The following is a 24,858-nucleotide window of genomic DNA, read 5'->3' as shown; positions in this document are numbered from 1 at the left end:
AGGTACTTGGACTTGAAGTTCGCATCGATGATCGTGTGCGGCAGGCCATCCTCACCGTTGAGGTACTCGGTCTTGTGGCCAAGTGGGTCGATCTCGGCAATCAGATTGCCTTTGCCGTCGTAACGAGACTTCCAGATGCTGCCATCGGGGAAGCGGGTTTCAGTTACCAGTGGCGTGGCGAGGTGGTGTTTGTAGCTGATCTTGCGGCCCAGTGGATCGGTTTCCTCGACGAGCCTGCCAAAGTCATCGTACTTGAGCCCAAGGCGATTGCCGTCCGGCAAGGTGAAGCCGATGATGTTGCCGGACGCATCGAAGTCCATGCCGTAGCGCTCGCCGCCAAAGTCGCGGCTGGCGACGACGCGGTGGTCTTCGTTGTAGTGAATCTCCAGCTCTCGGCCCAGCACATCCGTTGCCCAGCTCGTGCGCTGGGCGAAGTCGTAGCGGAAATGGTAATGCTCGCCGTCACTGGTCCAGTGTTCGACAACGCGGGATTTGTCGTTCTGGGTTTGCCACCGGTATTCGCAGATCAGGCCAAGGGCATTGCTGTGGCGAACCATCAGGCCTTCGGCGTAATGGAACTGTCGGACCGAATCACCGTTACGGTTGATGACTTCAGTCAGTTGGCCGCTGTCGTCATAGCGGTAGCGCACCAGGGTTTCCACGGCTTGCTGGTCGACGATGCGTTTGACTTCGGTCAGGCGACCGAGGGGGTGCTCGTAATGCAGGTGCACCCGCACACTGCCGGGCGCGCTGATATCGGTCAGGCGCTGATCGGCATCACGGGTGAAATGCAGGTAGTGACCCAGCGCATTTTCCAGGCGGTACAGCGGTACGGCGGTGTTATCGTCCGGTACCTCACCGAAATAGAAGAACACATTGTCCAGGGTCTGCAACAGGTAGTGGCCGCCTACGGTGCGGACCAGATGGATTTTCTGAGTGAAACCTAAGTCTCTACCATAAAATTCAACATTTAAGATCGGGGGCCTAAAAAGAGCCCCCTTTTTTACCCTAAATTGTTAGAGAGCAATCAGCAAAAAAATTGCAGCAGTCAAAATAGGCCTACACGACTGATCCGAAAGCGCGCACTGCACCATGTAATGGCTCGCTAACTCTCTACCATTACGCCGCATGACCAACATGCTAAATAATATCGAAACGAATGCCGGCGGAAGCAAAACCACTGGGTAGTGAGCTCGAACTTAATCGACCTATGAGCAACCCCTCAAGCACGGCAGTCAAATTATCTTTAAAATATTCAATTTCTGGCGACCTAGAGGCAATAATCGCCACTTGCCACTCGTCGCTATTTTGCTTCGAGGTCACAACCCAAAAAATGTAATCTCCATTATCCGTAACACCTACCGGAATCAGCCCGTTCTCTACAGGATAAAGAGGATAGTTAAAATAATCACTATCAGACGCTACCAAATCATTAAAGTCACCTAAGACCACCCCAAACTGATCAAAAAAATTAATGGATTCATTTTGACTAAAGGGATTAAATACAACCAAGAAATCCGCTATTCTCCCTGATCCATATACATTTATGAACTCAACATAGTCCGAAGGGAAAAACATCCCATCAATCATTGGCCACTGCTTCCCTGCACCCGCTTCATTAGGTGTGGCAGGAGGCGTCAATACTGCAAGAAGGTTATTTATTGACATAATCACATCCCAGGAGGATTAAGTACTGTAACATGCTCAAAAAGCCCCCCCGACCCCTCCGCCTTGATTGTAATCCCGGCTGGAATCCTAGAGGGACCATGGTAAATCGGTGCTATATTAACATCCACAATCTGACCCTGCTCCAAAGCCTTACGAATCCGCCCCTCAACTGCACTCATAACAGGTGTATTAGCCGGTCGCTGCTGGATAGTAATTAGGTTTCTGACATCATCTCCTGAGCCGCCTAGCTGACGGCCCAATAAGTGGCCGCAAGCCCTGTTTGAGCCTGCGCCGGTAATGAACCCTGGAGGCTGTATACCAGGATTCGCATGTGTACCTTTATTGATATAACTTGCATCCAGTCGCGCTTTTACTCCAGTGGGGCGACCTAATCGATCCAGCGCTCCGTATTTAATGCCGCAGTTACTCAACCCGAGAGGGTCGACCCACACCAGCGGATTAGCGGCGTAATTATATAGATTCCAGCCGCCTAATAATCCAATAGGGTCTTGCGTGATGAATCGCCCCGACTCGCTATCATAATATCGAAAAGTAGCATAGCGCAGCCCCGTCTCATCGTCTTGATACTGACCTTGGAATCGCAGGTTTTGATCAACCTCATTGACAACAAGACTCTCAATCGCTCCCCACGAACGATACGTCGCCTGCCAGACAATCTCGCCCTGACTATCAGTCAGCTCCAGCGGCGTACCAATCTGATCGGTATGGAAGTAATAGATCTTCTGTTCTTCCCCTTCCGCCTGATCCACCCGCGCCAACGGCGCATAGCTATGCGGCAAACCTCTTCGCCATTGGGGTACTCGGTCAGGTGGCCCAGGGCATCGGTTTCGGCGAGCAGGTTGCCCTTGTCGTCGTAGCGCGCCTGCCAGGTGCTGCCGTCCGGGTAGGTGACTTTGGTTACCAGGGTGGTCAGGTGATGGTATTCGTAGGCGATGGTGCGGCCCAGCGGGTCGGTCTCTTCGAGCAGGCGGGCGTATTCGTCGTACTTGAAGTGCAGCTGGTTGCCGTCCGGCAGGGTCAGGCCGACCATGTTGCCGTATTCGTCCAGCGCGATGGCGTAGCGCTCGCCGCCGTAGTCGGGCTAGCGATTACGCAGCGGTGATCGCCCACCCGGGTATAATTGTGGGTACTATGTGGTTACTCAGAAAGGGGCGAAGCACCCCTCCCTAAATTTAACTTTTTTTTAAAGATCAGGAAGCTTGAGAGTCCGTTAGACAGCATTCAAAGTGATTAACCCTTCGGCCGACTGAGATCACTCACTACAAATCAACTTCCGACTCGTCTTTGAGGCCCGATACAAATAACTCGAAAGAGCTTGTTAGCCAGCGATAGGCTCTCACGTGATTCTCGGCAGCTGACAAATTAGGATCAAAACCATCCACGGCAAAAAAACATACACAACCTTCTACTAAATCGAGACAAAAAAAGTTGCCACCATCATCGATGGCGAAGGGCAAAATGGTGACAGGTATAACTTGTCGACCGGTCATCGCCAAATAGCAGCCCCCGATATATTTAGTCTCCAATTCATCTGCAACTCCAGAAGGAGCAATAGCTTTAAACCTCTTGACCCGAACAGGGTCATAATCGTCGCCACTGTCCCACCAGTCTCTATCCGATACCCCACCATTATTAGCTAAAAAAAATTGTTTAAAAGAACTTGGCAATCGAGCAGAAAGCTGAGCTTCCAGGCGATCCAAATCATTATGATCAACTTCTCGCTCAGACCTTGAAAGTTTCACTTGCAGCATATTATCCTCTCAAATTAACACGTCGCAGCATTTGCTTTTGGCGCTCTACCTTTTAGCCATCCTTTGTCCTGAGAAATCGCAATGGCCTCTGACTTGCCATATTCTCCCGAACGCAATCCGAAGTGTTTTTCGAATTGAGATACTGACCCGCCGTGAGGGAATGTCGCTTCGTGCGCTGAAGTTTTTACCAGCTGCATCGTCGTCTTTCCGGTATTGGGATCAAAGTCATCTACATGGTGCCATGTATAATCATCGACAGCAGGGTTTGAACTCTTGATTCCTGCCTCTTTGAACGCTTGTGTAAAATCACGCCCCCTTGAACCTTGCATGGTTATGGTCACGATATTTTTCTGATTCCCGCTTACAGGGAACAAGTCAGGAGACCCAGTAAAATCGACCCCTTTGTATGCCCATCCCCACGGATCAATCCAAACACAGGGATTTGGAGCGTACTGATAAAGGTTAACTCCACCTAACAGTGCGATTGGATCTTGAGTAACGAATCGACCATTCTCAGCATCATAGTATCTGAAGGTATTGTAGTGCAGCCCTGTCTCGTTATCGAAGTACTGCCCTTGAAACCGCAGGTACTGATCAACCTCATGGACGGCAAGCTGCTCAATCGCCCCCCAAGACCGATACGTCGCCTGCCAGACAATCTCGCCCTGACTATCAGTCAGCTCCAGCGGCGTACCAATCTGATCGGTATGGAAGTAATAGATCTTCTGCTCTTCCCCTTCCGCCTGGTCAACCCGCGCTAACGGTGCATAGCTACCTGGCTCATAGAGATACAGAATGCTCTGCCCCGGCGTCTCCTCACGCAGCATCCTCAGTCCTTGCCAGAGGAAGCGCTTCTGCTCCGTGATGCCGTTGATTTCCGACTGCTTGGCTACCCGTCGACCCAGGCTGTCATAGCGATACGAGCCAGTGCTTTCCAGCTTGCCGTTGACCAGCGTTTCGGCACGCACCAGCCGGTTCTCACAGTCATAGGCAAAACTCTGAAGCTTGCTATGCCCCGAGCGCTTCTCGATCAGGTTGCCCCACGGGTCGTAGCGGTACTCCTGATCCCGCCAGCGCTTGATGCGGTTGTCCTTGACCTTCTCCAACTGCCGCGCATTGAAGTCCAGGCGGTTGGCGGCCGGGTCGTAGCGGAACTCTTCGCTGCCAACCAGTGACCCGGTATCGCGGCTGTGCAACTGGCCGTTGGCTTCGTACTCGTACTTGATTTCGCCACGCAATTTGTCGAGGGTGCGTACCAGTTCACCTGCCGGATCGTACTGGTAGCGACGGTGAATCGGGTTGTAAGCGTGCTCCACCAGCAGTGAGGTGTTGATGCCGGGGTTCTGCACTTGCGACAGCTTTTCCGCCGGCAGGGTCGAAGCAAACTGCCATGCCTTGCGCCCCATGGCGTCGTAGCCAAAGCAACTGGTGAGCTTGCCCTGCGTGCGATACACCTCGCGGTGCAGGTCATCGCGCTCCATGTCGCTGATGATCTGGCCGTCCAGGTTCAGCTGGTGCAGGTGCCCGCTGCCGTAGTACAGGTGGTTGACCTTGCGCCCGTCTGGCAAGGTCAGCGTGGTCAGGTTGCTCAGTGGGTCGTATTCGTAGCCGAGTACGCCTTGTGGGGTGATTTCCTGGGTCAGTCGCCCCAGCAGGTCATAGGCGTATTCGAGTTTTTCTTCGGTGATGCCGAGTTGTTTGCCGATGCCGCTGGGTTGCCGCTGAATGCTCAACAACCGGTCGACTTCGTCGTATGCATAATCCTGACGGGCATCACGGTTGAGCTTGGCCATCAGCCGGCCAATGGGGTCGCGCTCGAACAGCGTTTCGCGTTGCGGCTGTTCACCGTTCTCACCGTAGCCAATTTCATCCAGCCGGGTCAGATGGCCGCCGTCGTTGTAGGTGAAGCGTCGCGTCAGGTTGTCCACCCGCACTTCTTCCACCAGCCGATCCGAGGCATCGTAAGCAAAGCTGTACGTCGCGTTGTTCTCGTTGACCAGCGCGGTAAGGCGTATGGCCTTGTCGTACTCGTAGCGAATCCGCTGCCCTTTGGCATCCTGCCGGCTGCTCGGCAGTCCGCGTGCCGTGCGCAGCAGGCGCGTGGTCTGGCCTTTGCCATCGGTGTGCGTCAGCACCTGGCCGTAAGGGTTGTAGGTGAAGGTTTCCGCCGTGCCGTCCGGATGGTTGACCTTGACCACCTCCCCGTCCGGTTTGCGTTCCAGCGTGGTGGTCTGGTGCAGCGCATCCGTCACGGCCACCAGGTGCTGGCGGTCGTCGTAGCGGTAATAGGTGTTTTTACCCGAACAGTCCTGATAGCGCTCGACCTGGGCAAGGGTGTTCCACCACAGGTACTTGGACTTGTACGTCGCATCGATGATGGTATGCGGCAAACCATCTTCGCCGTTGAGGTACTCGGTCATCTGGCCCAGCGCATCGGTTTCGGCGAGCAGGTTGCCCTTGTCGTCGTAGCGCGCCTGCCAGGTGCTGCCGTCCGGGTAGGTGACCTTGGTTACCAGGGTGGTCAGGTGGTGGTATTCGTAGGCGATGGTGCGGCCCAGCGGGTCGGTCTCTTCGAGCAGGCGGGCGTATTCGTCGTACTTGAAGCCCAACTGGTTGCCGTCCGGCAGGGTCAGGCCGACCATGTTGCCGAAATCGTCCAGGTCGATGGCGTAGCGCTCGCCGCCGTAGTCTCGGCTGGCGATGACGCGGTGGTCGGCGTTGTACTGCACCTCCAGCTTGCGGCCGAGTACGTCCGTGGCCCAGCTGATGCGCTGGGCGAAGTCGTAGCGGAAATGGAAGTGTTCGCCGTCGCTGGTCCAGTGCTCGACCACGCGGGGCTGGCCGTCGAGGGTTTCCCAACGGTAATGGCAGGTCAGGCCCAGGGCATTGCTGTGGCTTGCCATTACGCCGTCGGCGTAGCTGAAGCTGCGCACGGTGTCGCCGTTGCGGTTGATCACCGTGCTGAGCTGGCCGTGTTCGTCGTAGCGGTATTGAGCCAGGGTTTCGACCGCTTCGTTGCTCACTACCCGCTTGATGTCGGTCAGCCGGCCCAGCGGGTGGTCGTAGTGCAGGTGCACGCGGGTGCCGCCGGTGGCGCTGATGTCGGTCAGCGTGCCTTCGGCGGTGCGAGTGAAGTGCAGGAAGTGGCCGAGGGCGTTTTCGATGCGCTGCAGCGGCACGTCGGTGTCGGTGTCTGGCACTTCGCCGAAGTAGAAGAACAGGTTGTCCAGCGTCTGCAGAATGTAGTGGCCGCCCTCGGTGCACACCAAGTACACCTGCTCGTGCGGGTTGTAGATGCGTTCGCCCGGCTGCAGCGAGACGAACGGGACTTCGCGGCCCTGGTTGTCGGTGAGGTAGATGAAGCTGCCCTTGCGGCGCAGGCTTTGTTCCCACGGCAGTACCCAGCCGCGGCCGAGCACGCTGTCGACCGTCAGGTCGCTGGCGTAGAAACGCGACCACTCGATGGGCATCAGGCCGGGCAGGCTGAAGTCGATTTCGTCGGGGATGAGTTTGCGGCCGGTGGTCAGGTCTACCGGGTTACCGGTCAGGGCGCCCATGGCCCGCTGCGCTACCGGTTCAACTACGTAGCGGCTGGCGACTTCGCCGGCTACAAAGCCTGCGGTGAACTTCAGGGCGCAGGGCATGACGGCTTTCATGCCGGCCTGGGTGCCGGCCTTGATCAGCTGGGCGATACCGCCGGCGGCACCGGCGACGGCCATCAGCACGTCTACGGTCGTGCGCAGCCATTTGGGGATTTCGTCGTCCACCGGCAGATAGCGGAATGTACCCCCGCCGATGATGACGTTGTCCGAGCCGCCGGAGATGGTCGCGCCGCAGGTCAACTTGTCGCCCTTGCGGGCCGCCGCCACGCTGTTGATGAAGACGTTGGTCGAGCCTTCGGCGATCTGTACGGGCCCTGGGTGCTTGTCACAGGCACCGATGCTTTTCTCGACCCGCGCGGCCTTGCGGCTGTTGATGAAGACGTTGGGTGAGGCAGTGGTTATCGTCCCTGAGGGGGATGAGAACATACTGCCTATCGCCTCCCCGGCCGCGGTCAGCAAGCTGCCTCCGATACCGGCCGCCATGCCGGCGAGCAAGGCCACGCCGAACCCGCAGGTGAAGGTGGCGATGGCCACCGTGGCCACCAGCGCGATGCCCAGGGCAGCCCCGATCAGGAAGCCCCCCAGAGCGCTAGTGTGCGAAATATCGTCGCCGAACCTGGCCGCTTCGAACATGAGGGGTTACTCCTGCTCGCCGGGCTCGGCGCTGGTCACGACGGGGTTGCGCGGGGTGAAGCTGGCCAGCAGGTTTGCCCAGTCCTCGTTCTGCTGAGGGCTGAAATCTGCCTGTGCGGTGGTCGAGAAGATCAGCGCACGCCCGGGGCTGATCAGGAAGGCTGCCTGGCGCTGATACAGCGGGCGGCCCTGGTTCATGTAGTAAGCGTCGATCTGGATGCCTGGGATAGGTGCGGTGGTCGACAGCGCAACGGCTTTGTTGCCCATGCGCGTGTATCCGCGCAGCTTGGACGTGAGCATCTTGATCTGTCGATCGACGTAAGCCTGCAGTGCTTCGTCGGGCAACAGCGTGTCGCGCGAAATGGTGATGCTCAAGGGCGCTGGCACACTGGCACCGAGAACGAACATGTTTACAGTGCGGTCATCAAACCCGTCCGGCAGCGAGATCCCGCCTTCTTGCAACTCATAGTCCATGCGATAAAAATTCCTGATAGCAAAATTGGGGATGGGTCAGCGCAGTGCCAGGCCATCGAGCATGCGGTCAAAGTCGGCGAGCCACAGGCTCAGGCCAGGCTTGGTCGGGTCGATCACGCAAGAAATGTCCAGCCATTGCAGATTGTCGCTGCCGGTAACAGGTACCAGCGCCCCCACCAGGCGACCGTGCCGGGTTTCGTGCCCAGCGTTGAAATGAAAGTCCACGGCCTTGGCCGGGTTACCCGCGACGCGGCAATCTTGCTGGCGAATCACCCGCAACTGCGGGTTCATTTCGCGCAAGGCCTGGATCGCGGCGTCGAACAGTTGCTCCAGGGTTTGCCTGGCCCGCACATCACGGCGGCGAATGTTGAGCGTGACCGGTTCACCTTCATGCTCGAGGGTGGTCTGGATATCACGGAATCGATAAGCCGTCGGGAACGCCAGATTGAAGCCACCGAAGGTGAAGCTGCTGGTAACGTCCTGCAAGGCGACAGGCACCGGTTCGGGCTCTGGCACTGGCTCAGGGTTGGCCGCAAGCTCGGCCAGCTCGGCGAGGCGCGCGGCCTCTTGCTGCGCTTCACGCTTGGCAGAAATGCGGTCGTAGATGGAGGGTTTGTACATCGGCCAGCCCTCAGTCGTTGATCCGCACTGCCGCGCCGGTGATCTGCGTGGTATCGGTACTGGTCGTGGTAATGACCTTGCCTTTGATTTCTATGCCTTCCGGCGTCAACTTGATGCTGCTTTCCCCTACCTGGAGGATGATGTGCTGCTTGGCGCCCACCTGAATGAACTGGTTATCTACCTGCAGGGTGTATGACCCTTCCTTGACGTTGACCACCGTGTTGTCCTTGATGGTCTCAGTGTGTGCGCCCCCCACCGTGATCGTCCGGTTGTTCCCTACATCATGGGTCTCATCCAGCTCGATCTCGGTGTCCATGTTGCGCTCGGCGTGCATGATGATCTGCTCGGCGCCGGCCTTGTCTTCAAAGCGGAAGAAGTTCGCGGTACCGCCGTCGCCTTTCATCGAGCGGGTCAGGAAGCCACTCTGGGTCTTGTTCGCCGGCAACGACCAGGGCGGGGTGTTGCTGCTGTTGTACAGGCTACCCATGATCAGCGGGCGGTCGGGATTGCCGTCGAGGAACACCACCACCACTTCGTCGCCGACGCGGGGGATCAAAATGCTGCCGAAGCCGCCGCTGGCACCGGACTGGGCGACGCGTACCCAGCAGGAACTCTGGTCGTTGAACTCGCCGTTGCGGTCCCAGTGGAACTGCAACTTCACCCGCCCCAGTTCGTCGGTATAGATCTCTTCGCCGGGCGGGCCGACGACAATGGCTGTTTGGGGCCCGGAGATGCCTGCCCTAGGCGTGCTCAATGAGGGGCGGAACGGAATTTTGCGACGGATACAGGTAAAGCTGTTCCCATACCCTGCTTCACCGTCATTGGCGTAATTGTTACGCCCCCAGTGAGTGACGGACAGCAGAAGAAACTGGCGATCGTCCGGAGTGTCGTTGTCGTGATCGTAATGCTGGCTAAGCTCGAAGTAACGACCCGGCTCCATGGCGCGGCAATTGCTCTTGCCATGGAATGTCTTGCCGTCCACCTCTATTGCCTCCAGCCGACGCCGAGCCTTGCGCAGGCCCTCGTCTGAATCGGCGTAACCGTAAAGGCCTTCGTATTCGAAGACTTCGTACTGGCCGACCTCGCCCTGCTGGTTGACGGAATTGAGCTGTACCAAATGCGGGTTGGCAGGCTGCTTGTAGTCGAACGACTTTAGAGCCAAGCGCGTTGGCTGCATCCGCCGCGCCGAAGACCAGGCGGTGATCGAATCTGCAGTTTCGGTAACCGAAGCACTGTGGTAACGGATCAGCGGCTGACGCTCCAGCTGCGGAAGGATGCTGCTGTCATCGCTGATAATCATGCGATGACCTTCCTTAGAATGCTCGAAGGTAAAGAACAGCCCTTCCTGCTCAAGCATACGCAGCACGAAATTCAGGTCAGATTCCTGATACTGCGTACAGTAGCTGATCGGTTTGAGCGGTTGGCTCAGGCGGAATTCGTGGTCGGCCAAGGTCAGGTAGTAATCGAAGACTTCCTTGACGATCTGCTCGGTGGTCTTGTCTTGGAAGATGCGCGAATCACGGCGACGGCTGAGAATCCAGATCCACGGCACGAGCTCTGCGCTGTAGTTAGCAACGCCCCCATCGGCACCGGTATGCACGAAGTCAGAAACATGCGCACTGAGGTATCTGGTGCTCCCATCGGCAAGCGCGATGCCTACAGTTACCTTCTTGCCAATGAGTTTCTTGAGCTCGATCCGAGCATCCTGGGAGATGAGTTCTGCCTGGAAGCTGAACAGTTCCGAAATCGCCTCGCGGCCGCTGAAGCTAAGCAGTTGAAGCTCTTGTTCGGGAGGCAGAGGTGAGTCGAAAGTGAACAGGCGTTTATTCTGCGTGAGCATCGACTCGAGGGCGTCCGTAATCATTTCAATGCATCCTGCATCAAGCTGGAAATCTACCAATGAAAACGTGGTTCGCTGGTGCTGTCAAATGATGCCATTAAGCCATCTCCCTTTCGCCAAAGCTGAAACCACATAAGATCATGACCATCAGTTTGCTCTCGCTCACGTCTGGGGTGTAGGCTCCCTGCGCTTAGCCATGAGGCAGCACATAGCGAATTTTTCAGGGAGAACCGCGATGAGCGTGAGTGAAAGCCAACTCAGCCAACTTGACCGGGAGATGGATTCTAACCACATGGAAGTGGTGATGATGCCGATAGAAGCTTTCCAGGCTCAGGCCCGCTCCACACAACAAGCACACGCCGTGACACAGCCTCCGCAGGTATGCACTCGCACACAGGGCGACCTGCTGAGCGGCATCGGGCAAAGCGTCAAGTCAGCCTACAACGGGCTGCCTCACACGTTTGTCAATACCACATGGGGCGTTCCCGCAGCCATGGCCGCCTGGGATGCACGCAATGCGGCTTCTTTCGTTAGAGATATGGGTGGCTTACTCACCAAGGTGCGCCACACCGTGTACAAGGGTAAGCAGTACGTGATCATCACGGGTTACCCTGGATTGCGCAAAACGCTCAATGCGCCGCGCTATGGTATTCAGAACGCGAAACTGATCAGCATGGGCATCGGCAAATACGGTGTTCGCGGTTCCTCCCTCAAGGCGCTCAGGCTCTCCTGCTATGTTGCCGTCGGTATCGAAGTGGCGGAGTGGGTGTTTGGCGACGAGCACGTGATGAGTGACTTGTTTGGTGGTATCGGGGTGGAGTTGGTCAAAGCAGGGATCGCAACAGCAGTGGGATATGCCGTTGGACTGGCCCTTGGCACAATGGCCACTTTCGCCGCCGCACCGGTGATCGCGGGTGCGGCTGTGGTGTTCGCAGTGGGCTGGGGGCTTAACGTACTCGACACCGAATACGGGATAAAAAATTCTGTTAAAGCCGGCCTCCGCTACGCCGTGGATAATATTCAATATTTACAGCAGCAGGCCAGCCGCATCAGCGTTGAGGACATGCAAAAATACGCAGAGGAAACCGTCACCAACATTGTTGGTGAGATTGCGGAGAACCTCTATAGCGAGGCCAAGCGCTGGGCACTTCGAAAATTGCAACCTGGAGACCTCAATTTACCGGGGTGGCCGTCTTTGCCTGAGCTACCGTCCATGCCCTCCCTCCCGACTTTCAATCTACCAAAGTTCTAACAATGACCACACATCGCCCCTATGAATTTCACGAGCGCTCACCCTATATTTTCCGCCTCGTGGCTTTTATTACCTGCCTATTGACTGCCGCTTTAGGCTTCCTTTCGGCCCGCTGGCTTGCAAGCGACATACTGCCGTTATTCGGCAGTCTGTTTACAGATACACCCATTGTAGTCACGCCTTATTTGGGGTTTATGCTCATTGCCATGTGCACTGTTAGCCCCATACTTATCATAACCTCCGCTTACGCATGCTGGCGCGCCAAAAAATTTGACCCGCCCATCAACTCTCGCCTTTACCGATTCCAGTATCAATCTTATAAATTGACACTATGGTCAATGATTTGTATAGCCCCGGCATTGGCGATACTTGTAACGCTAGGCTTATGGGCGAAGGGATACACGCCATGTCAAAAATTGCTGATCTCCGGGTCGGCGTGGAAAGTGTATTGGGTGAACGATGCGCGGTACTGCTTCAAACCTGACTCCTACACTGACGACAACCAACCATGCAAGCGTATCGGGGATAAAAATGTATGCGTACAATTTGAGGGTCGGTAACTAATTCTGGAGATGGGCTACGAAGCTCCGGAGGGCTAATGCTCTGTGCAAGAACAGTTCGCGCACCGCATAATCGGGCCTGTACTCGTCATCGCAGGTCGCTGCCAAGCAAAGCGCCGTACTCGTATAGTCGACCCACTCGCCTAGCTTCAGGCGCAATGGCCAAGCGCTGACTCTCGCTGATCTGACCATGATCCTTCCCAAGCTCTGAGCATTGGAAATGAATTCTAACAGCCCGGCATTTGCCTCTTTTAAATTCAGACTGCTCGCTGCCTTGACACTTTTGCTCTGTGCGACAGTAGGGGTATTCGCTACGTACTGGTTGATTGCACATGCCCTGCCAATATATGGACAAATGTGGCGTCGCGCCTCGGCCATCGAGGTCCCATACATGGCTTTCGGCCTCATCATGGCACCACCCGTTATGCTTGCCTGTACAGTAGCCAGCGCATTCGCCATATGGACAGGCAAACGATTTGATCCACCGGAAAAATCCGCGCTTGCGAAACTTCAGACAGGCCTGATGAAGGCCTCAGTCTATTCACTCATAGGCCTTGCACCACTCACTGCTATCAGCACGACAATTGCACTCAACGCATTAGACTATACAACCTGCCCGCAACTCAGAAAATCGGGATCGGCATGGCAGACGTACTGGGTAAACCATCCCGGCTTTTGTTTTAAACCGGACAGCTATACCGAAAATCGATGGCCCTGCAAAAATATAGACGGCAAAAAACTTTGCATAAACATGGACGAGTAGCGACGGTCTGAGGCCCTCGGGCACGATTGCCTGGATGCAGGGCCCGCACTTGCTCTTGGCTTGGCTACCACCGCGCTGGCGTTGGTGGCGTACGGATTGGCATATTACCGGCCTGGCAAAAGTAGCGTGCTGCAATGAATGACCCATCCGCCAGTTCGATCTCAACGGTGGCCGGGGCGCCAATGAGGGACTTGAGCTTCACACCGCTCTGATGGCTAAGCAGTCCGAGATCGAACTCATAGAGCTTGGACAAGGCTTCATTACCAGAGAAGTGCTCTAGCAAAAACTCGTCGTTGGCACTATGCGACAATAAGTTGAGTTTGAACAGACGCCTGTTCTGAGGAGCCAGCATGGAAAGGACGTCGGTTAACATTGATTACTCCCTGTAAAAAAATCATCACCGAGTCCTCACTGCAAATAGCCGACCTAGCCAGGACGCGGCGCGCATGCTCTGAAGACCCTCTATATCCATGAAAGTATAACGACGATTCTCCCGCACCTCCCGCGCCTTCAGCTCTTTGAGCGCCGAAATCTTGTCACGATTGTAAAAAATCATAAATAGGGAAATAAAAACAAATGCATAGACCAATCCGGTCATAGGTACATCATTAATTTTCATCAATGGGTAAGCCAGGCCACTCAACGCAGCCGATACTCCCGCCTGCCACCATTGAACACTTTGCGGCGGTTCGTTGGACTCGACGCGATTACCCTTGAATTGCAACACGCTACTCTTGCTACGCCAGTAATATGCCAATCCGTACGCCACCAGCGCCAGCACGACGGGAGCCAAACCAAGAACAAGCGAAGTCGCTGCATCCAACTTCATTTTTTTGTAGGCAATGGCAACCATCGTCACCGTTGCGAAAACGGAGCAATTGCCAAATTGTAGAACAGGCGAAGGTTAGCGTAATTAACGAAGCGCTCGGTACGATAAGCACACTCAACACACCATAAAGTCATCAATACGACTGCGATAGCCGCTGGAATAGTAAGTAGTTTTGGTCCTACGCCAGCGAGAAATACGGAGAGCATAACCATCAAAAACCAAGCAGCCCAAATCTTGGTAAAAAAACGTTCAGTAGTAAACATAATTCTATTCTTTGCCCGTCAGGAAATTGCCGAGGTCGGTCCCCCAACCCGTTGCATCGTCACTCATAAACAATTGTATTGCTAAGCCCGCAAACAAAGACAAAGTGATAACTACGACGGCTGGTGCCGACCCCGCTCCGATAGCCAAACCAGCGGCAAACACCAGGGCGTTGGTGGGTTGGCTGTACGCGGACTTTACCACGAAGTCTTTGAAACTGGTCGAAGTACTCCAGTCCACCACGGCCTGCATGCCGAACGCCAATATTCCGCCTGATACCTTCCCCGTAAGCACCTTTCCAACCCCTCGGCTCCCATATGCTGCATTATCCACATGTGCCATGGACCGCAAGGCCTTAGCTGAGTTGAATGCGGGAGCATGGGCATGGCTGCCACCCACGGGCCGCGGGATCCTGTAGATACTGGCCCGAGTGTTAGCTGGGATTTCAAAATACAAGTTTCCGCCAACTCGCACGAGCTTCAACCGCCCCTTGAAAGCACGGGAGGCAGATACACTGTTGGGCTTTCCGCGGGTCGCGGCCCATTTCTTCAACTTCTTTCGGGTTGCCTCTGTGATGTCCAGCAGATTTTCCACTCTTGTGGACTTCGAACCGGCATGGACCAAGGTCCCCACATTGGCAAGCGTACCGGGCAAGTTCGCAGCACCGAACAACAGCGAACCCACCAGTGGAATCGACGCGGCCTTTTCTTGGATAGATACGACCTGGTCTCTGGTGTACTGGGCCGATGTTTGTATCTTGCTGATCAGGTTTCGTAGAAGTAGTGCATATTCCTCCGCCTGTTCTGCTCCCAATTCGGCATCAGAGGACTTCAATTCGGCGATAAGAAGTTCCGCGGCGCTAATGTCATCGGCATAGTAGATTTCGCCGATATCAAGACGACTGTAGCTCCGCGCAGCAACGACGCTCGGCCAAGGCAAATCGCCCTGCCCCAGCAGGCCATCTTGCCCGCCAAGGCCCATCGAATCGGCTGCGGTGCAGGGGTAAAATCTGTTCACACAACACTCCAGCTGCTCGCTGAGGGGCGTGTGCATGAAGACAAATGATGGCAGCGTGGGCGCCTGTTTGAAGATAAAGCTCCATGCACTTGCACCAATCTCATCAGTACTGGAAAAAGAGTCGGGCAAGCGTTGCCACAATCGTCGGAGCTCATGACGCTCAGGCGATTGCGACCAGCGTGCCAATAGCGGCCTGAGTCAAATATCCAAAGCCCACACCTCTCCTCCTGTGGGAGCCGGCTTGCCGGCGATCACGGGCGCAGCCCGTGCCAGTCACCCTGTCAAACACGCAGCTCAAATATGCCGGCTCCTGGATCTTGAACCCACTCCATCCGCCGCTGTATGCGGCGTATTCCGTCGCATTGCCATCATTGAAAGGCCCGCCGTAAAGCCCCTGCATTACCGCCCGACCCAACCAGAAATGCGACCTGCTTCACCTTTTGAAAAATATTTTCCAATCTCTTTTTCAGCTGTTTTCCCACGCCTCAAACCCCTTCCCCACGGGCCCAAGCCCTGATTTTACGCACCCAAAACCGCTGCTCGATATCAATGCGACATCATTGCGCCGCGTCACAAACAACGAAAAAATCGCGGCCGCCGCAGGAACTTCTTCCAACGCGGGGTGCCCTACACGGCATTACTGGCAACACGATATTCATGTGCCAGTACCGAGTTTCCAGTCCACGCCAGCGGCGTATCAGGACGATTCAAAAAGGCTCATGGACGATGTACCGATGACACAGACGTTTGATGTCGAAGCACTGATCAAGCTGCGTAGCCAAACGCGGGCAATCTCCGATGCGCTCAAGGCGCAGGCGGCCGATTACCTCGCCACCGCGGCGCCGCTGATCCGTCCGCAAACGCTGTTCGGTGAATACCTGCAGGGGGCGCAACGCAGCAGCGGGCGCGAAACCCAGGGCCACTTCCAGTCGCTTATCGAACTCTACGAGCGCATCGGCTCGGCCGCGCCCTTCCAGCTGGTCAGCGAGCTGGAAGTGCCGCTCAACCTCATCAGCACCACCCCCGAACTGTTCCCCCTGGAATACGACAAGGCCCTGGTCCCCAGCGGCCAGGTCATCCGCATCACCAGCCCAGTGCGCTGGGTCGTGGGCTTTCAGGGCTTCGAGCTGGCGCGCTTTCGCAATGTCATCCACGACCCCAACCGCAGCAGCGCCGAGCTGTACCGCTTCGTGGTGCACTACCTGGTGCTGTTCTACTGCCTGAGCAAGTCGCCTGGCCTTGGCCGCCTGTTCGAAGGCCTGCGCTTTGGCTTGAGCTTCGAACGCCTCAAGGGCATGGGTGACCTGCCCTTCTGCGTCATCAGCTCGCCGGTGCGTTCGGAACTTCCCGACGATTCGGTCATCCGTAGCAGCACGCAAATTGCCGGCAACACCAGTTTCGAAGAGCTGGTGGGCCGCGACAACATTCTGGAAATGAACGACGAAATCCGTCAGCGCCTGCTGCTGACGATCGAAGGACTGTAACGCGCAGGCCCCCGCCGGGCCGCGCCATGATTCGCAGCGAATTGCTCGCACTGGAGAACACGATGGCGAAGAAGGAAAGTACCCAGCACAAACTCGACCGCGTTCGCGCGCCGCGGGTTCACATCACTTACGACGTGGACATCGGTGATGCGATCGAGAAAAAGGAGCTGCCCTTTGTCGTTGGCGTGCTGGGCGATTTTTCCGGCAACCCGCTGGAGCCCTTGCCCAAGCTCAAGGACCGCAAGTTCGTCTTCATCGACCGCGACAACTTCAACGGCGTGCTCAAAGGCATCAAGCCGCGCCTGACCTACCGCGTCGACAACACCCTGGCCAAAAACGGCACCCAGCTGGGCGTGGAGCTGAACTTCAACAGCATGGAAGACTTCGAGCCACAGAACGTGGTGAAGCAAGTCGAGCCACTGCGCAAGCTTTTGGAAGTGCGCAACAAGCTGGCCGACCTGCGTAACAAGATGGGCGGCAACGACAAGCTCGAAGAGTTGCTGATGGACGTGCTGCAGAACACCGAGAAGCTGAAAACCCTGGGCAAGGAATTCGGTCGCGAAGCCGCCGTACCCGCCGCCGATGGCAAAGAGTAAGCAGGAGCCAGACGATGACCGACAAGCAAACACTGCCACAACAGGACACCGACCTGGTCGAGGTGGAAACCTTCGCCCCGCAGGCCTCGCTGCTCGACAGCATCATTTCGCAAAGCCGTGTGGCCCGCTCCGACACCGAGCGCAACCGCACCCGTGACCTGATCGGTGAGCTGGTCAACCAGGTGCTCGAGGGCGAGATGACCCCGAGCAAGGACCTGATCGCTGTGCTGGACGCGCGCATCGCCGAGATCGACTCGATGCTCTCCGAGCAGATGAACGAGATCATGCACGCCCGCGAATTCCAGCAGCTGGAAGCCTCGTGGCGCGGTCTGAAGTATCAGGTCGACCAGACCGAAACCAGCACCACGCTGAAGATCCACCTGCTCAACGCCTCGAAGAAGGACCTGGTGCGCGACCTCAAGGCCGCCAGCGAATTCGACCAGAGCGCGCTGTTCAAGAAGGTATACGAAGAAGAGTACGGCACCTTCGGTGGCGCCCCGTTCGGCATGCTGATCGGTGACTACGAATTCAACCGCAACCCCGAAGACATGTACCTGCTCGAAGAGATCTCGCACGTGGCCGCCGCGGCCCATGCGCCATTCATCTCGGCCGCATCGCCCGAGCTGTTTGGCTGGGACTCGTTCACCGACATGTCCGGCCCGCGTGACCTGGCGAAAATCTTCGACACGGTCGAATACGCCAAGTGGAAGTCGTTCCGCGCCTCGGAGGACTCACGCTATGTCGGCCTGACCCTGCCGCACGTGCTAGGCCGCCTGCCATATGGCCCTGATACCACCCCGGTGGAAGAATTCAACTTCGTCGAAAGCGTCGACGGCCGTGACCACAACAAGTACCTGTGGATGAACGCCGCCTACGCCCTGGGTACCCGTGTCACCGATGCCTTCTCGCGTTACGGCTGGTGCGTGGCCATCCGCGGTGTAGAAGGTGGCGGCCTGGTAGAAGGCCTGCCAACCCACACCTTCAAGACCGATGACGGCGAAATTGCCCTCAAATGCCCAACTGAGATCGCCATCACCGACCGCCGTGAAAAAGAGCTGTCGGACCTTGGCTTCATCCCGCTGGTGCACTGCAAAGGCACCGACTACGCCGCGTTCTTCGGCACCCAGTCGGCGCAGAAGCAGAAGCAGTACAACACCGACATCGCCAATGCCAACGCACGCCTGTCGGCGCAGCTGCAGTACATCTTCGCCACCTCGCGCATTGCCCACTACATGAAGGCGATCATGCGCGACAAGATTGGCAGCTTCGCCTCGCGCATGGACGTCGAGCGTTTCCTCAACCAGTGGCTGGCCAGCTATGTGCTGCTTGACGACACTGCCAGCCAGGAAGCCAAAGCCAAGTTCCCGCTGCGCGAAGCCCGTGCCGAAGTGTTCGAGGTACCAGGCAAGCCAGGTGTGTACAAGGCCGTGACCTACCTGCGGCCGCACTACCAGCTCGACGAACTGACCGCTTCGCTGCGCCTGGTCGCAGAGCTGCCGCAAGGCGCTCGCGGCTGACCGGCCTGCGTGTTCAAGGATGACACATGAGTAATCAGGCCCGCCTGCTGCCCTCGCTGCTCGACCGGCTGCTGGACGACCGTCCGTTTCAGTCGGCCGAGCCGGCTGTGCAGCGCACCTGCTCGCTGGCCGAATACAAGGCCAGCATCGTGCGCGACCTGGAGGTGCTGGTGAATACCCGCCAGTCCCTGGTCGCCGAGCAGATCGAAGGTTTCAGCCAGCTCGGTGGCTCCATCCTTGAATACGGCATGCCCGACTTCATCAGCCGCAGCGTGCTCGACCCGCACGACCGGCGGCTGATCCAGCAACAGCTGGAGCGCGCGATCAGTACCGGCGACCGGCGTTTTCGCCGGGTGCGCGTACAGCTGCTGGCCCAGCAGAACGGCCATCGCATGTTGACCTTCCGCGTGGACGCCGTGTTGCGTCTGCAGGACATCAGCCGCCAGGTGTCGTTTGACGCCGTGCTGCAGGTCAACACCCAGGAATACAAAGTGCAGAACCTCAACTGATGCTCGACGAACTGCTGCCCTACTACGAAAAGGAACTGTCGCACCTGCGCTTCCTCGGCCAGGAGTTTGCTGCGCAGTACCCGAAAATCGCCTCGCGGCTGCTGATCGAGGGCGACAACTGTGAGGACCCGCATACCGAGCGCCTGATCGAGGCGTTCTCGTTCCTCTCGGCGCGGGTGCACAAAAAGCTCGATGACGAGTTCCCGGAGATTGTCGAGTCGTTCCTTGAGGTGCTGTACCCGCACTACCTGCGCCCTACCCCGTCGATGTCGATCGCCGAGCTTAGCCTTGGCAAGCAGGAGAAGGTCACCGAAGCCTACCGCGTGGCGCGGCACACCGAGATGCATGCCAATGCCGTTGAAGGCGTGGTTTGCAAGTTCCGCACCTGCTACCCGGTGGAGCTGTGGCCGGTTGCCGTGCAGCAGGCCTCGTTCACCGAGATGGAACGCTCGGCCTTCAACGGCCACAGCGCCGATCTGGTGGCGCGCTTGCGCATCCGCCTGCAAGCCACCGGCGACGTCTTGTTCGGCCAGATGGAGCTTGACCGCCTGCGCTTCTTCCTCGACGGCGAAGCAACGCTGATGCACCAGCTCTACGAGCTGCTGTTCAACAACCTCGCCAAGGCCACACTCAGCTTCCAGGACGAAGGCCGCAGCCGTGAAGTCGCACTGCCCGCCGACGCCCTGAAAGCTGTGGGTTATGCCCGCGACGAAGGCCTGGTGGATTACTCCGAGCGCTCGTTCCTCGGTTACCGCCTGCTGCACGAGTACTTCACGTTCCCCGACAAATTCATGTTCTTCGACCTCTCAGGTTTTGCCCGCATCCTGCAGGGCAAGGCCATCGAGCAGGTCGAGATCAACTTCTACTTCAACGATTACGACCTCAGCGAGCGCCTGGCGCGGCTGGCCCAGAACATCGGGCGCAACAATTTCAAGCTCAACTGCACGCCGATCATCAACCTGTTCCGCCAGCAGGCCGAGCCGATCAAGCTGACCCACACCCAGCACGAATACCCGGTCACCCCGGACATTCGCCTGCACAACGCGGCGGAAGTGGTGTCGATCGACCGGGTGCGGCGCGTACGCAAGCTCGGTGGCATCGACCACGTCGGCACCTGCCAGCCGTTCTTCGAGCCGCGTGGCGAGCAAGACCCGCACAACAGCTTCTGGATTGCCCGCCGGCGCAACCAGGGCGATGCCACGGCGATGAGCATCCGCGTGGTCGACCGCGACCTGGAGCTGATCGACGGCACCAGCGACACCCTGAGCATCAGCCTGACCTGCAGCAACCGTGATGTACCCCTGCTGCTGCCGTTCGGTGGCGAGCGCGGTGATTTCAACATCCCGGCCAACTCGGTGATCAAAGACATCCGCTGCCTGCGCAAGCCCACCGCCACGGTGCGCGTCCCGCTGGGCAAAGGCCTGATCTGGCGGCTGATCGCGCACCTGTCGCTCAACCACCTGTCGCTGGTGAGCCAGGGCCGCGAAGTGCTGCTCGAGCTGCTGTCGCTTTACAACTACCGCAACGTCTCGGCCATCCGCAAACAGATCAATGGCATCAAGGCAATCAGCAGCGAGCCGGTGGTAGCGCGCATCGGCCACCCGCGGCCGAATTTCGTGCGCGGCGTAGGCATCACCCTGACCTTCGACGAAAGCCAGTTCACCGGTAGCGGCGTGTTCCTGTTCGGCATGGTGCTGGACCACTTCTTTGGCCAGTACTGCTCGATGAACAGCTTCACCCAACTGACCCTGCGTACCCAACAACGAGAAAAGAGAGTCGTCCAATGGCCAGCACGTACTGGCGATCAGCCCCTGGTCTGATCGATCAAGCCAGAGCCGAGCCGCACCGATTCGAATTCTTTCAATTGGTGCGTCTGCTTCGCCTGCACTACAGCCGCACCGGGCGCATGGACCTGGCAACCCGGCCGCACGAAGACCCGCTGCGTTTCCGCACTCAGCTGTCGCTGGCGTTTCCGGCCAGCGAGGTCAGCGACCTGCAGTTCGAGCGTGAGGGCAAGGTGTCGACGGCCGGCCTGCCGCTGTCGGAAGTCCAGGTCACTTTCATGGGCCTGGTAGGCCCGTCGGGCGTATTGCCTCGCCCGTACACCGAGCTGCTGCTCGAGCGCCACGTGCAGTACCGCGACGATGCCGCCCATGCGTTTCTCGACATCTTCTCGCACCGCATGACCACGCTGTTCTACGAAGCCTGGCAAAAGTACAAATTCCATATCGAGCACGAGCGCAACGGCACCTCGGGCTTCGATGGCTACCTGCTCAACCTGGTCGGCCTGGGCCCGCGCGCCCAGCAGCTGAAGTTCGAACGCCAGCAACCGGTGCTGCGCCGCGAGCTGTTCAGCTACTTTGCCGGGCTGCTCAGCCAGAAGCCACGCAACGCGCTGAACCTGGAGCGGATGCTCGGCTTCTATTTCTCCCTGCCGATCAAGGTCAGGCAGTTCGCCGGCCGCTGGTTGAACCTGCAGCCCGAACAGTGCACCCAGCTTGGCCGCAAGAACGCCCAGCTCGGCCTCAGCGCCGTGGCCGGCAACCGCGTGTGGGACTACCAGTCGTGCATCCGTATCGAGCTCGGCCCCTTAGCGTTGGCCGATTACCGGCGGTTCCAGCCTGGGACCGACGACTACCGCAAGCTGGTCGAGCTGGTGCGCTTCTATGTAGGCGCCGAGCTTGATTTCGAAATCGCCCCGCTGCTCAAACGCGAGGCCGTGCCCCGTGCCCAACTGGGCCGCAGCGGCAATGTCGCGCTGGGCTGGCTGGGCTGGCTCAAACGCCCTGGCCGTGACGCGGAGCCTTCGCGTTGCGCCGTCTTCCACATTCCTTACGATGGGGTCGCCTTGTGAACCTGAAGTCTCTGTTCGCCAAGCTTAACGAAACCAGCCGCACGGCCACTGAAAGCGCGGCGGCCCTGTGCCTGTCGGAGCACCACTACGACGTCGAGGTGGAACACCTGCTGCTGCAGTTGCTGGACAACAGCGACAGTGACCTGCCGCTGATCCTGCGCCACTACGACGTGGTCGCCGAGCGCCTGCAGGCGCAATTGGTGACCGCCCTGGGTACCTTCAAGAAGGGCAACACCCGCACCCCGGCGCTCTCCCCGCACATCACCCGCATGATCGAGCAGGCCTGGGTACTGGCCTCGATCGAGTATGGTGTGGGCCAGGTGCGCAGTGCGCACCTGTTGCAAGCATTGCTCGACGACGCCGAACTGCGCCAGGTGATCATCGCCTCCGCACCGGAGCTTGAGAAGATCAACGCCGACGACCTGCGCCTGAACCTCAGCGCACTGGTCGAAGGCAGTGCCGAATCCCGGCTCGCCAGCCCTCTGGCCAGCCCTTCGGCGCCAGTGGCAGGCGCCGGCAAGGTTGGCGGCAAGACCCCGGCCCTGGACCAGTACACCGTCAACCTCACACAAAGCGCCCGGGACGGCCGGATCGACCCGGTGCTTGGCCGCGAGTTCGAAGTGCGGCAGATGGTCGACATCCTCACCCGTCGCCGCCAGAACAACCCGATCCTCACCGGCGAAGCCGGCGTCGGCAAGACCGCAGTGGTCGAAGGCCTGGCCTTGCGCATCGCCCAGGGCGATGTGCCGGCCCCACTCAAGGACGTCGCCGTGCATACCCTCGACCTGGGCCTGCTGCAGGCGGGTGCCGGGGTCAAGGGCGAGTTCGAAAACCGCCTCAAAGCGGTGATCGAAGAGGTCAAGCGCAGCCTGCACCCGATCATCCTGTTCATCGACGAAGCCCACACCCTGATCGGCTCCGGTGGCCAGGCCGGGCAGAACGATGCCGCCAACCTGCTCAAGCCAGCTCTGGCCCGTGGCGAGCTGCGCACCATCGCTGCCACCACCTGGGCCGAATACAAGAAGTACTTCGAAAAAGACGCCGCCCTCGCCCGTCGCTTCCAGGTAGTCAAGGTCGAGGAGCCTGACGAAGACAAGGCCATCCACATGCTGCGCGGCCTACTCGGCAAGATGCGCGAGCACCACAAGGTGGCGGTGATGGACGAAGCACTGGTACAGGCCGTGCGCCTGTCCAACCGCTACATCACCGGCCGCCAGCTGCCCGACAAGGCGGTCAGCGTGCTCGATACCGCCTGCGCACGCATCGCCTTGGCGCAGTCGTCGCAACCCGGCGCGCTGGAAGACTGCCGCCGCCATATCGACAACCTGCAGGCCGAAATCGCCGTGCTCGACCACGAAGCCGGCAAGGGCCACGACCATGCCCGGCGCCTGGCCGAGCTGCAGGCCGCCCTGCAGGCCGAGCAGTCGCACGAACAGCGCCTGAGCGCCCAGTGGCAGCAAGAGCTGGGCCTGGTCGAGCAACTCAAAGCCCTGGACAGCGCCAAGGACACCGACGCCGCCCAGCTCAACGCCCTGCGCGCCGAGCTGAGCACCGTGCAGGGCGACCAGCCCCTGGTCCACGCCTTGGTCGATGCCGGCGCCATCGCCCAGGTGATCAGCGGCTGGACCGGTATCCCGCTGGGCAAGATGCTGCGTGACGAGATCGACACCGTGCAGCGCCTGCCTGCGCTGCTCGGTGAACGCGTGCTGGGCCAGGACCACGCGCTGCACGAAATCGGCAAGCGCATCAAGATTTCCCGCGCCCGCATGGAAGACCCAAACAAACCGATCGGCGTGTTCCTGCTGCTGGGCCCCAGCGGCGTCGGCAAGACCGAAACCGCGCTGGCATTGGCCGACACCCTGTACGGCGGTGAGCGCAACCTGATCACCATCAACATGTCCGAGTACCAGGAGGCCCACACCGTATCGAGCCTCAAAGGCTCGCCACCCGGCTACGTCGGTTACGGCGAAGGCGGCGTGCTGACCGAGGCCGTGCGCCGCAAGCCCTACAGCGTGGTGCTGCTCGACGAGGTGGAGAAGGCCCACCCCGACGTGCTCGAGCTGTTCTTCCAGGTGTTCGACAAAGGCGTGCTGGACGACGGCGAAGGCCGCGAGATCAACTTCCGCAACACGGTGATCATCCTCACGTCCAACACCGGCACCGAGCGCATCATGCAGACCTGCCTGAATGCCCAGACGCTGCCTACCCCCGAGGCCATCGTCGAAGGCCTGCGCGACGAGCTGAACCACGTCTTCAAACCGGCCTTCCTCGGCCGCCTGAGCATCGTGCCGTTCTACCCGGTGCAGGACCAGATCCTCGAGCGCATCGTTGCCCTCAAGCTCGCGCGTATCGCCAAACGTTTCGCCCGCAACCACCAGGCTGAGCTGAGCTACGACGACGCCCTGGTCAAGGCCATCGCGGCACGTTGCACCGAGGTCGACAGCGGCGCACGCAACATCGACAACATCCTGTCCCGCACCCTGATGCCCGAGCTTGCCCAGCACGTTCTCGAGCGCATGGCCCAGGACGCGCCGATCGAGCGCTTGACGATCGAGCTGGGCAGCGATGGCGATTTCGCCTATCGCCTGGCCTGAACGAGTACCCGG

Annotated in this window: 21 protein-coding genes and 1 pseudogene; 9 read left to right on the top strand and 13 right to left on the bottom strand. The window is 58.5% G+C overall.

Annotation, left to right across the window (positions count from 1 at the left end; genetic code table 11):
- The 9 genes and pseudogenes from ACW4TB_RS04875 to ACW4TB_RS04835 all read right to left on the bottom strand — a co-directional run.
- Positions 1-893, bottom strand: a pseudogene (locus ACW4TB_RS04875) (hypothetical protein); the annotation flags it as partial.
- 247 nt (positions 894-1,140) lie between these two features.
- On the bottom strand, positions 1,141-1,668 hold the full coding sequence (locus ACW4TB_RS04870; RefSeq protein ID WP_279933722.1) for an SMI1/KNR4 family protein: 528 nt from the start codon (positions 1,666-1,668) through the stop codon (positions 1,141-1,143).
- A 2-nt stretch (positions 1,669-1,670) separates the two neighbouring features.
- The gene (locus tag ACW4TB_RS04865; RefSeq protein WP_455842893.1) at positions 1,671-2,438 is read right to left on the bottom strand and encodes an RHS repeat-associated core domain-containing protein; all 768 of its coding nucleotides are present in this window, start codon (positions 2,436-2,438) and stop codon (positions 1,671-1,673) included.
- On the bottom strand, positions 2,363-2,719 hold the full coding sequence (locus ACW4TB_RS04860; protein WP_347882144.1) for a hypothetical protein: 357 nt from the start codon (positions 2,717-2,719) through the stop codon (positions 2,363-2,365). The genes ACW4TB_RS04865 and ACW4TB_RS04860 overlap by 76 nt, the downstream gene beginning before the upstream one ends.
- Before the next feature lie 229 nt (positions 2,720-2,948).
- A complete protein-coding gene (locus ACW4TB_RS04855) occupies positions 2,949-3,440 on the bottom strand; it encodes an SMI1/KNR4 family protein (protein ID WP_279933721.1) in 492 nt (163 codons plus the stop codon).
- 14 nt (positions 3,441-3,454) lie between these two features.
- Positions 3,455-7,675 carry an RHS repeat-associated core domain-containing protein gene (locus ACW4TB_RS04850; protein ID WP_279933720.1) on the bottom strand — a complete coding sequence of 1,407 codons (4,221 nt, stop codon included), beginning with the start codon at positions 7,673-7,675 and terminating at the stop codon, positions 3,455-3,457.
- Between the two features lie 6 nt (positions 7,676-7,681).
- Positions 7,682-8,149 (bottom strand): DcrB-related protein, encoded by a 468-nt coding sequence (locus ACW4TB_RS04845; protein WP_039602378.1) that lies wholly within the window; start codon positions 8,147-8,149, stop codon positions 7,682-7,684.
- Between the two features lie 36 nt (positions 8,150-8,185).
- Positions 8,186-8,770: a DcrB-related protein gene (locus tag ACW4TB_RS04840; RefSeq protein ID WP_039602379.1), complete on the bottom strand. Its 585-nt coding sequence runs from the start codon at positions 8,768-8,770 to the stop codon at positions 8,186-8,188.
- A gap of 10 nt (positions 8,771-8,780) precedes the next feature.
- Positions 8,781-10,634 (bottom strand): type VI secretion system Vgr family protein, encoded by a 1,854-nt coding sequence (locus ACW4TB_RS04835; protein ID WP_039602380.1) that lies wholly within the window; start codon positions 10,632-10,634, stop codon positions 8,781-8,783.
- A 211-nt stretch (positions 10,635-10,845) separates the two neighbouring features.
- Between ACW4TB_RS04835 and ACW4TB_RS04830 the strand changes: the two genes are divergently transcribed.
- Together ACW4TB_RS04830 and ACW4TB_RS04825 are read left to right on the top strand one after the other, a co-directional pair.
- Positions 10,846-11,862 carry a hypothetical protein gene (locus ACW4TB_RS04830; RefSeq protein WP_012314376.1) on the top strand — a complete coding sequence of 339 codons (1,017 nt, stop codon included), beginning with the start codon at positions 10,846-10,848 and terminating at the stop codon, positions 11,860-11,862.
- Between the two features lie 951 nt (positions 11,863-12,813).
- Positions 12,814-13,185 (top strand): hypothetical protein, encoded by a 372-nt coding sequence (locus tag ACW4TB_RS04825; protein ID WP_080765816.1) that lies wholly within the window; start codon positions 12,814-12,816, stop codon positions 13,183-13,185.
- A gap of 64 nt (positions 13,186-13,249) precedes the next feature.
- Here the strand turns inward: ACW4TB_RS04825 and ACW4TB_RS04820 are convergent, their stop codons facing one another.
- From ACW4TB_RS04820 to ACW4TB_RS04805, 4 genes are read right to left on the bottom strand one after another with little or no spacing between them, the layout of a single operon-like run.
- Positions 13,250-13,558 (bottom strand): contractile injection system protein, VgrG/Pvc8 family, encoded by a 309-nt coding sequence (locus tag ACW4TB_RS04820; protein ID WP_279933719.1) that lies wholly within the window; start codon positions 13,556-13,558, stop codon positions 13,250-13,252.
- Positions 13,559-13,582: 24 nt separating this feature from the next.
- Entirely contained in the window at positions 13,583-14,038 is a 456-nt protein-coding gene (locus tag ACW4TB_RS04815; RefSeq protein WP_279933718.1) for a hypothetical protein, read from the bottom strand.
- 2 nt (positions 14,039-14,040) lie between these two features.
- Positions 14,041-14,277: a hypothetical protein gene (locus ACW4TB_RS04810; RefSeq protein WP_279933717.1), complete on the bottom strand. Its 237-nt coding sequence runs from the start codon at positions 14,275-14,277 to the stop codon at positions 14,041-14,043.
- Between the two features lie 4 nt (positions 14,278-14,281).
- Positions 14,282-15,421, bottom strand: a complete 1,140-nt coding sequence (locus tag ACW4TB_RS04805) for a hypothetical protein (protein WP_279933716.1) — start codon at positions 15,419-15,421, stop codon at positions 14,282-14,284.
- 605 nt (positions 15,422-16,026) lie between these two features.
- On the opposite strand from ACW4TB_RS04805, the gene ACW4TB_RS04800 reads away from it, so the two are divergent.
- The 7 genes from ACW4TB_RS04800 to tssH are packed head-to-tail and all read left to right on the top strand — an operon-like array spanning position 16,027 to position 24,846.
- A complete protein-coding gene (locus ACW4TB_RS04800) occupies positions 16,027-16,776 on the top strand; it encodes a hypothetical protein (protein ID WP_012314371.1) in 750 nt (249 codons plus the stop codon).
- A gap of 26 nt (positions 16,777-16,802) precedes the next feature.
- Positions 16,803-17,372, top strand: a complete 570-nt coding sequence (gene tssB, locus ACW4TB_RS04795) for a type VI secretion system contractile sheath small subunit (RefSeq protein ID WP_196998114.1) — start codon at positions 16,803-16,805, stop codon at positions 17,370-17,372.
- A 14-nt stretch (positions 17,373-17,386) separates the two neighbouring features.
- A complete protein-coding gene (tssC, locus tag ACW4TB_RS04790; RefSeq protein ID WP_012314369.1) occupies positions 17,387-18,889 on the top strand; it encodes a type VI secretion system contractile sheath large subunit in 1,503 nt (500 codons plus the stop codon).
- A gap of 26 nt (positions 18,890-18,915) precedes the next feature.
- On the top strand, positions 18,916-19,398 hold the full coding sequence (gene tssE / locus ACW4TB_RS04785) for a type VI secretion system baseplate subunit TssE (protein WP_012314368.1): 483 nt from the start codon (positions 18,916-18,918) through the stop codon (positions 19,396-19,398).
- Positions 19,398-21,218, top strand: coding sequence for a type VI secretion system baseplate subunit TssF (gene tssF / locus ACW4TB_RS04780; RefSeq protein WP_279933715.1), 1,821 nt, complete (start codon positions 19,398-19,400; stop codon positions 21,216-21,218). Before tssE ends, tssF begins: the two co-directional genes overlap by 1 nt.
- Positions 21,182-22,252 (top strand): type VI secretion system baseplate subunit TssG, encoded by a 1,071-nt coding sequence (gene tssG / locus ACW4TB_RS04775; protein WP_039604485.1) that lies wholly within the window; start codon positions 21,182-21,184, stop codon positions 22,250-22,252. The genes tssF and tssG overlap by 37 nt, the downstream gene beginning before the upstream one ends.
- A complete protein-coding gene (gene tssH, locus ACW4TB_RS04770; protein WP_279933714.1) occupies positions 22,249-24,846 on the top strand; it encodes a type VI secretion system ATPase TssH in 2,598 nt (865 codons plus the stop codon). Before tssG ends, tssH begins: the two co-directional genes overlap by 4 nt.
- Positions 24,847-24,858 lie beyond the last annotated feature (12 nt).

Source organism: Lelliottia jeotgali (assembly GCF_977070485.1).
The sequence above is the reverse complement of the archived record's forward strand: the minus strand, read 5'-3'. Positions and strand labels throughout refer to the sequence as shown.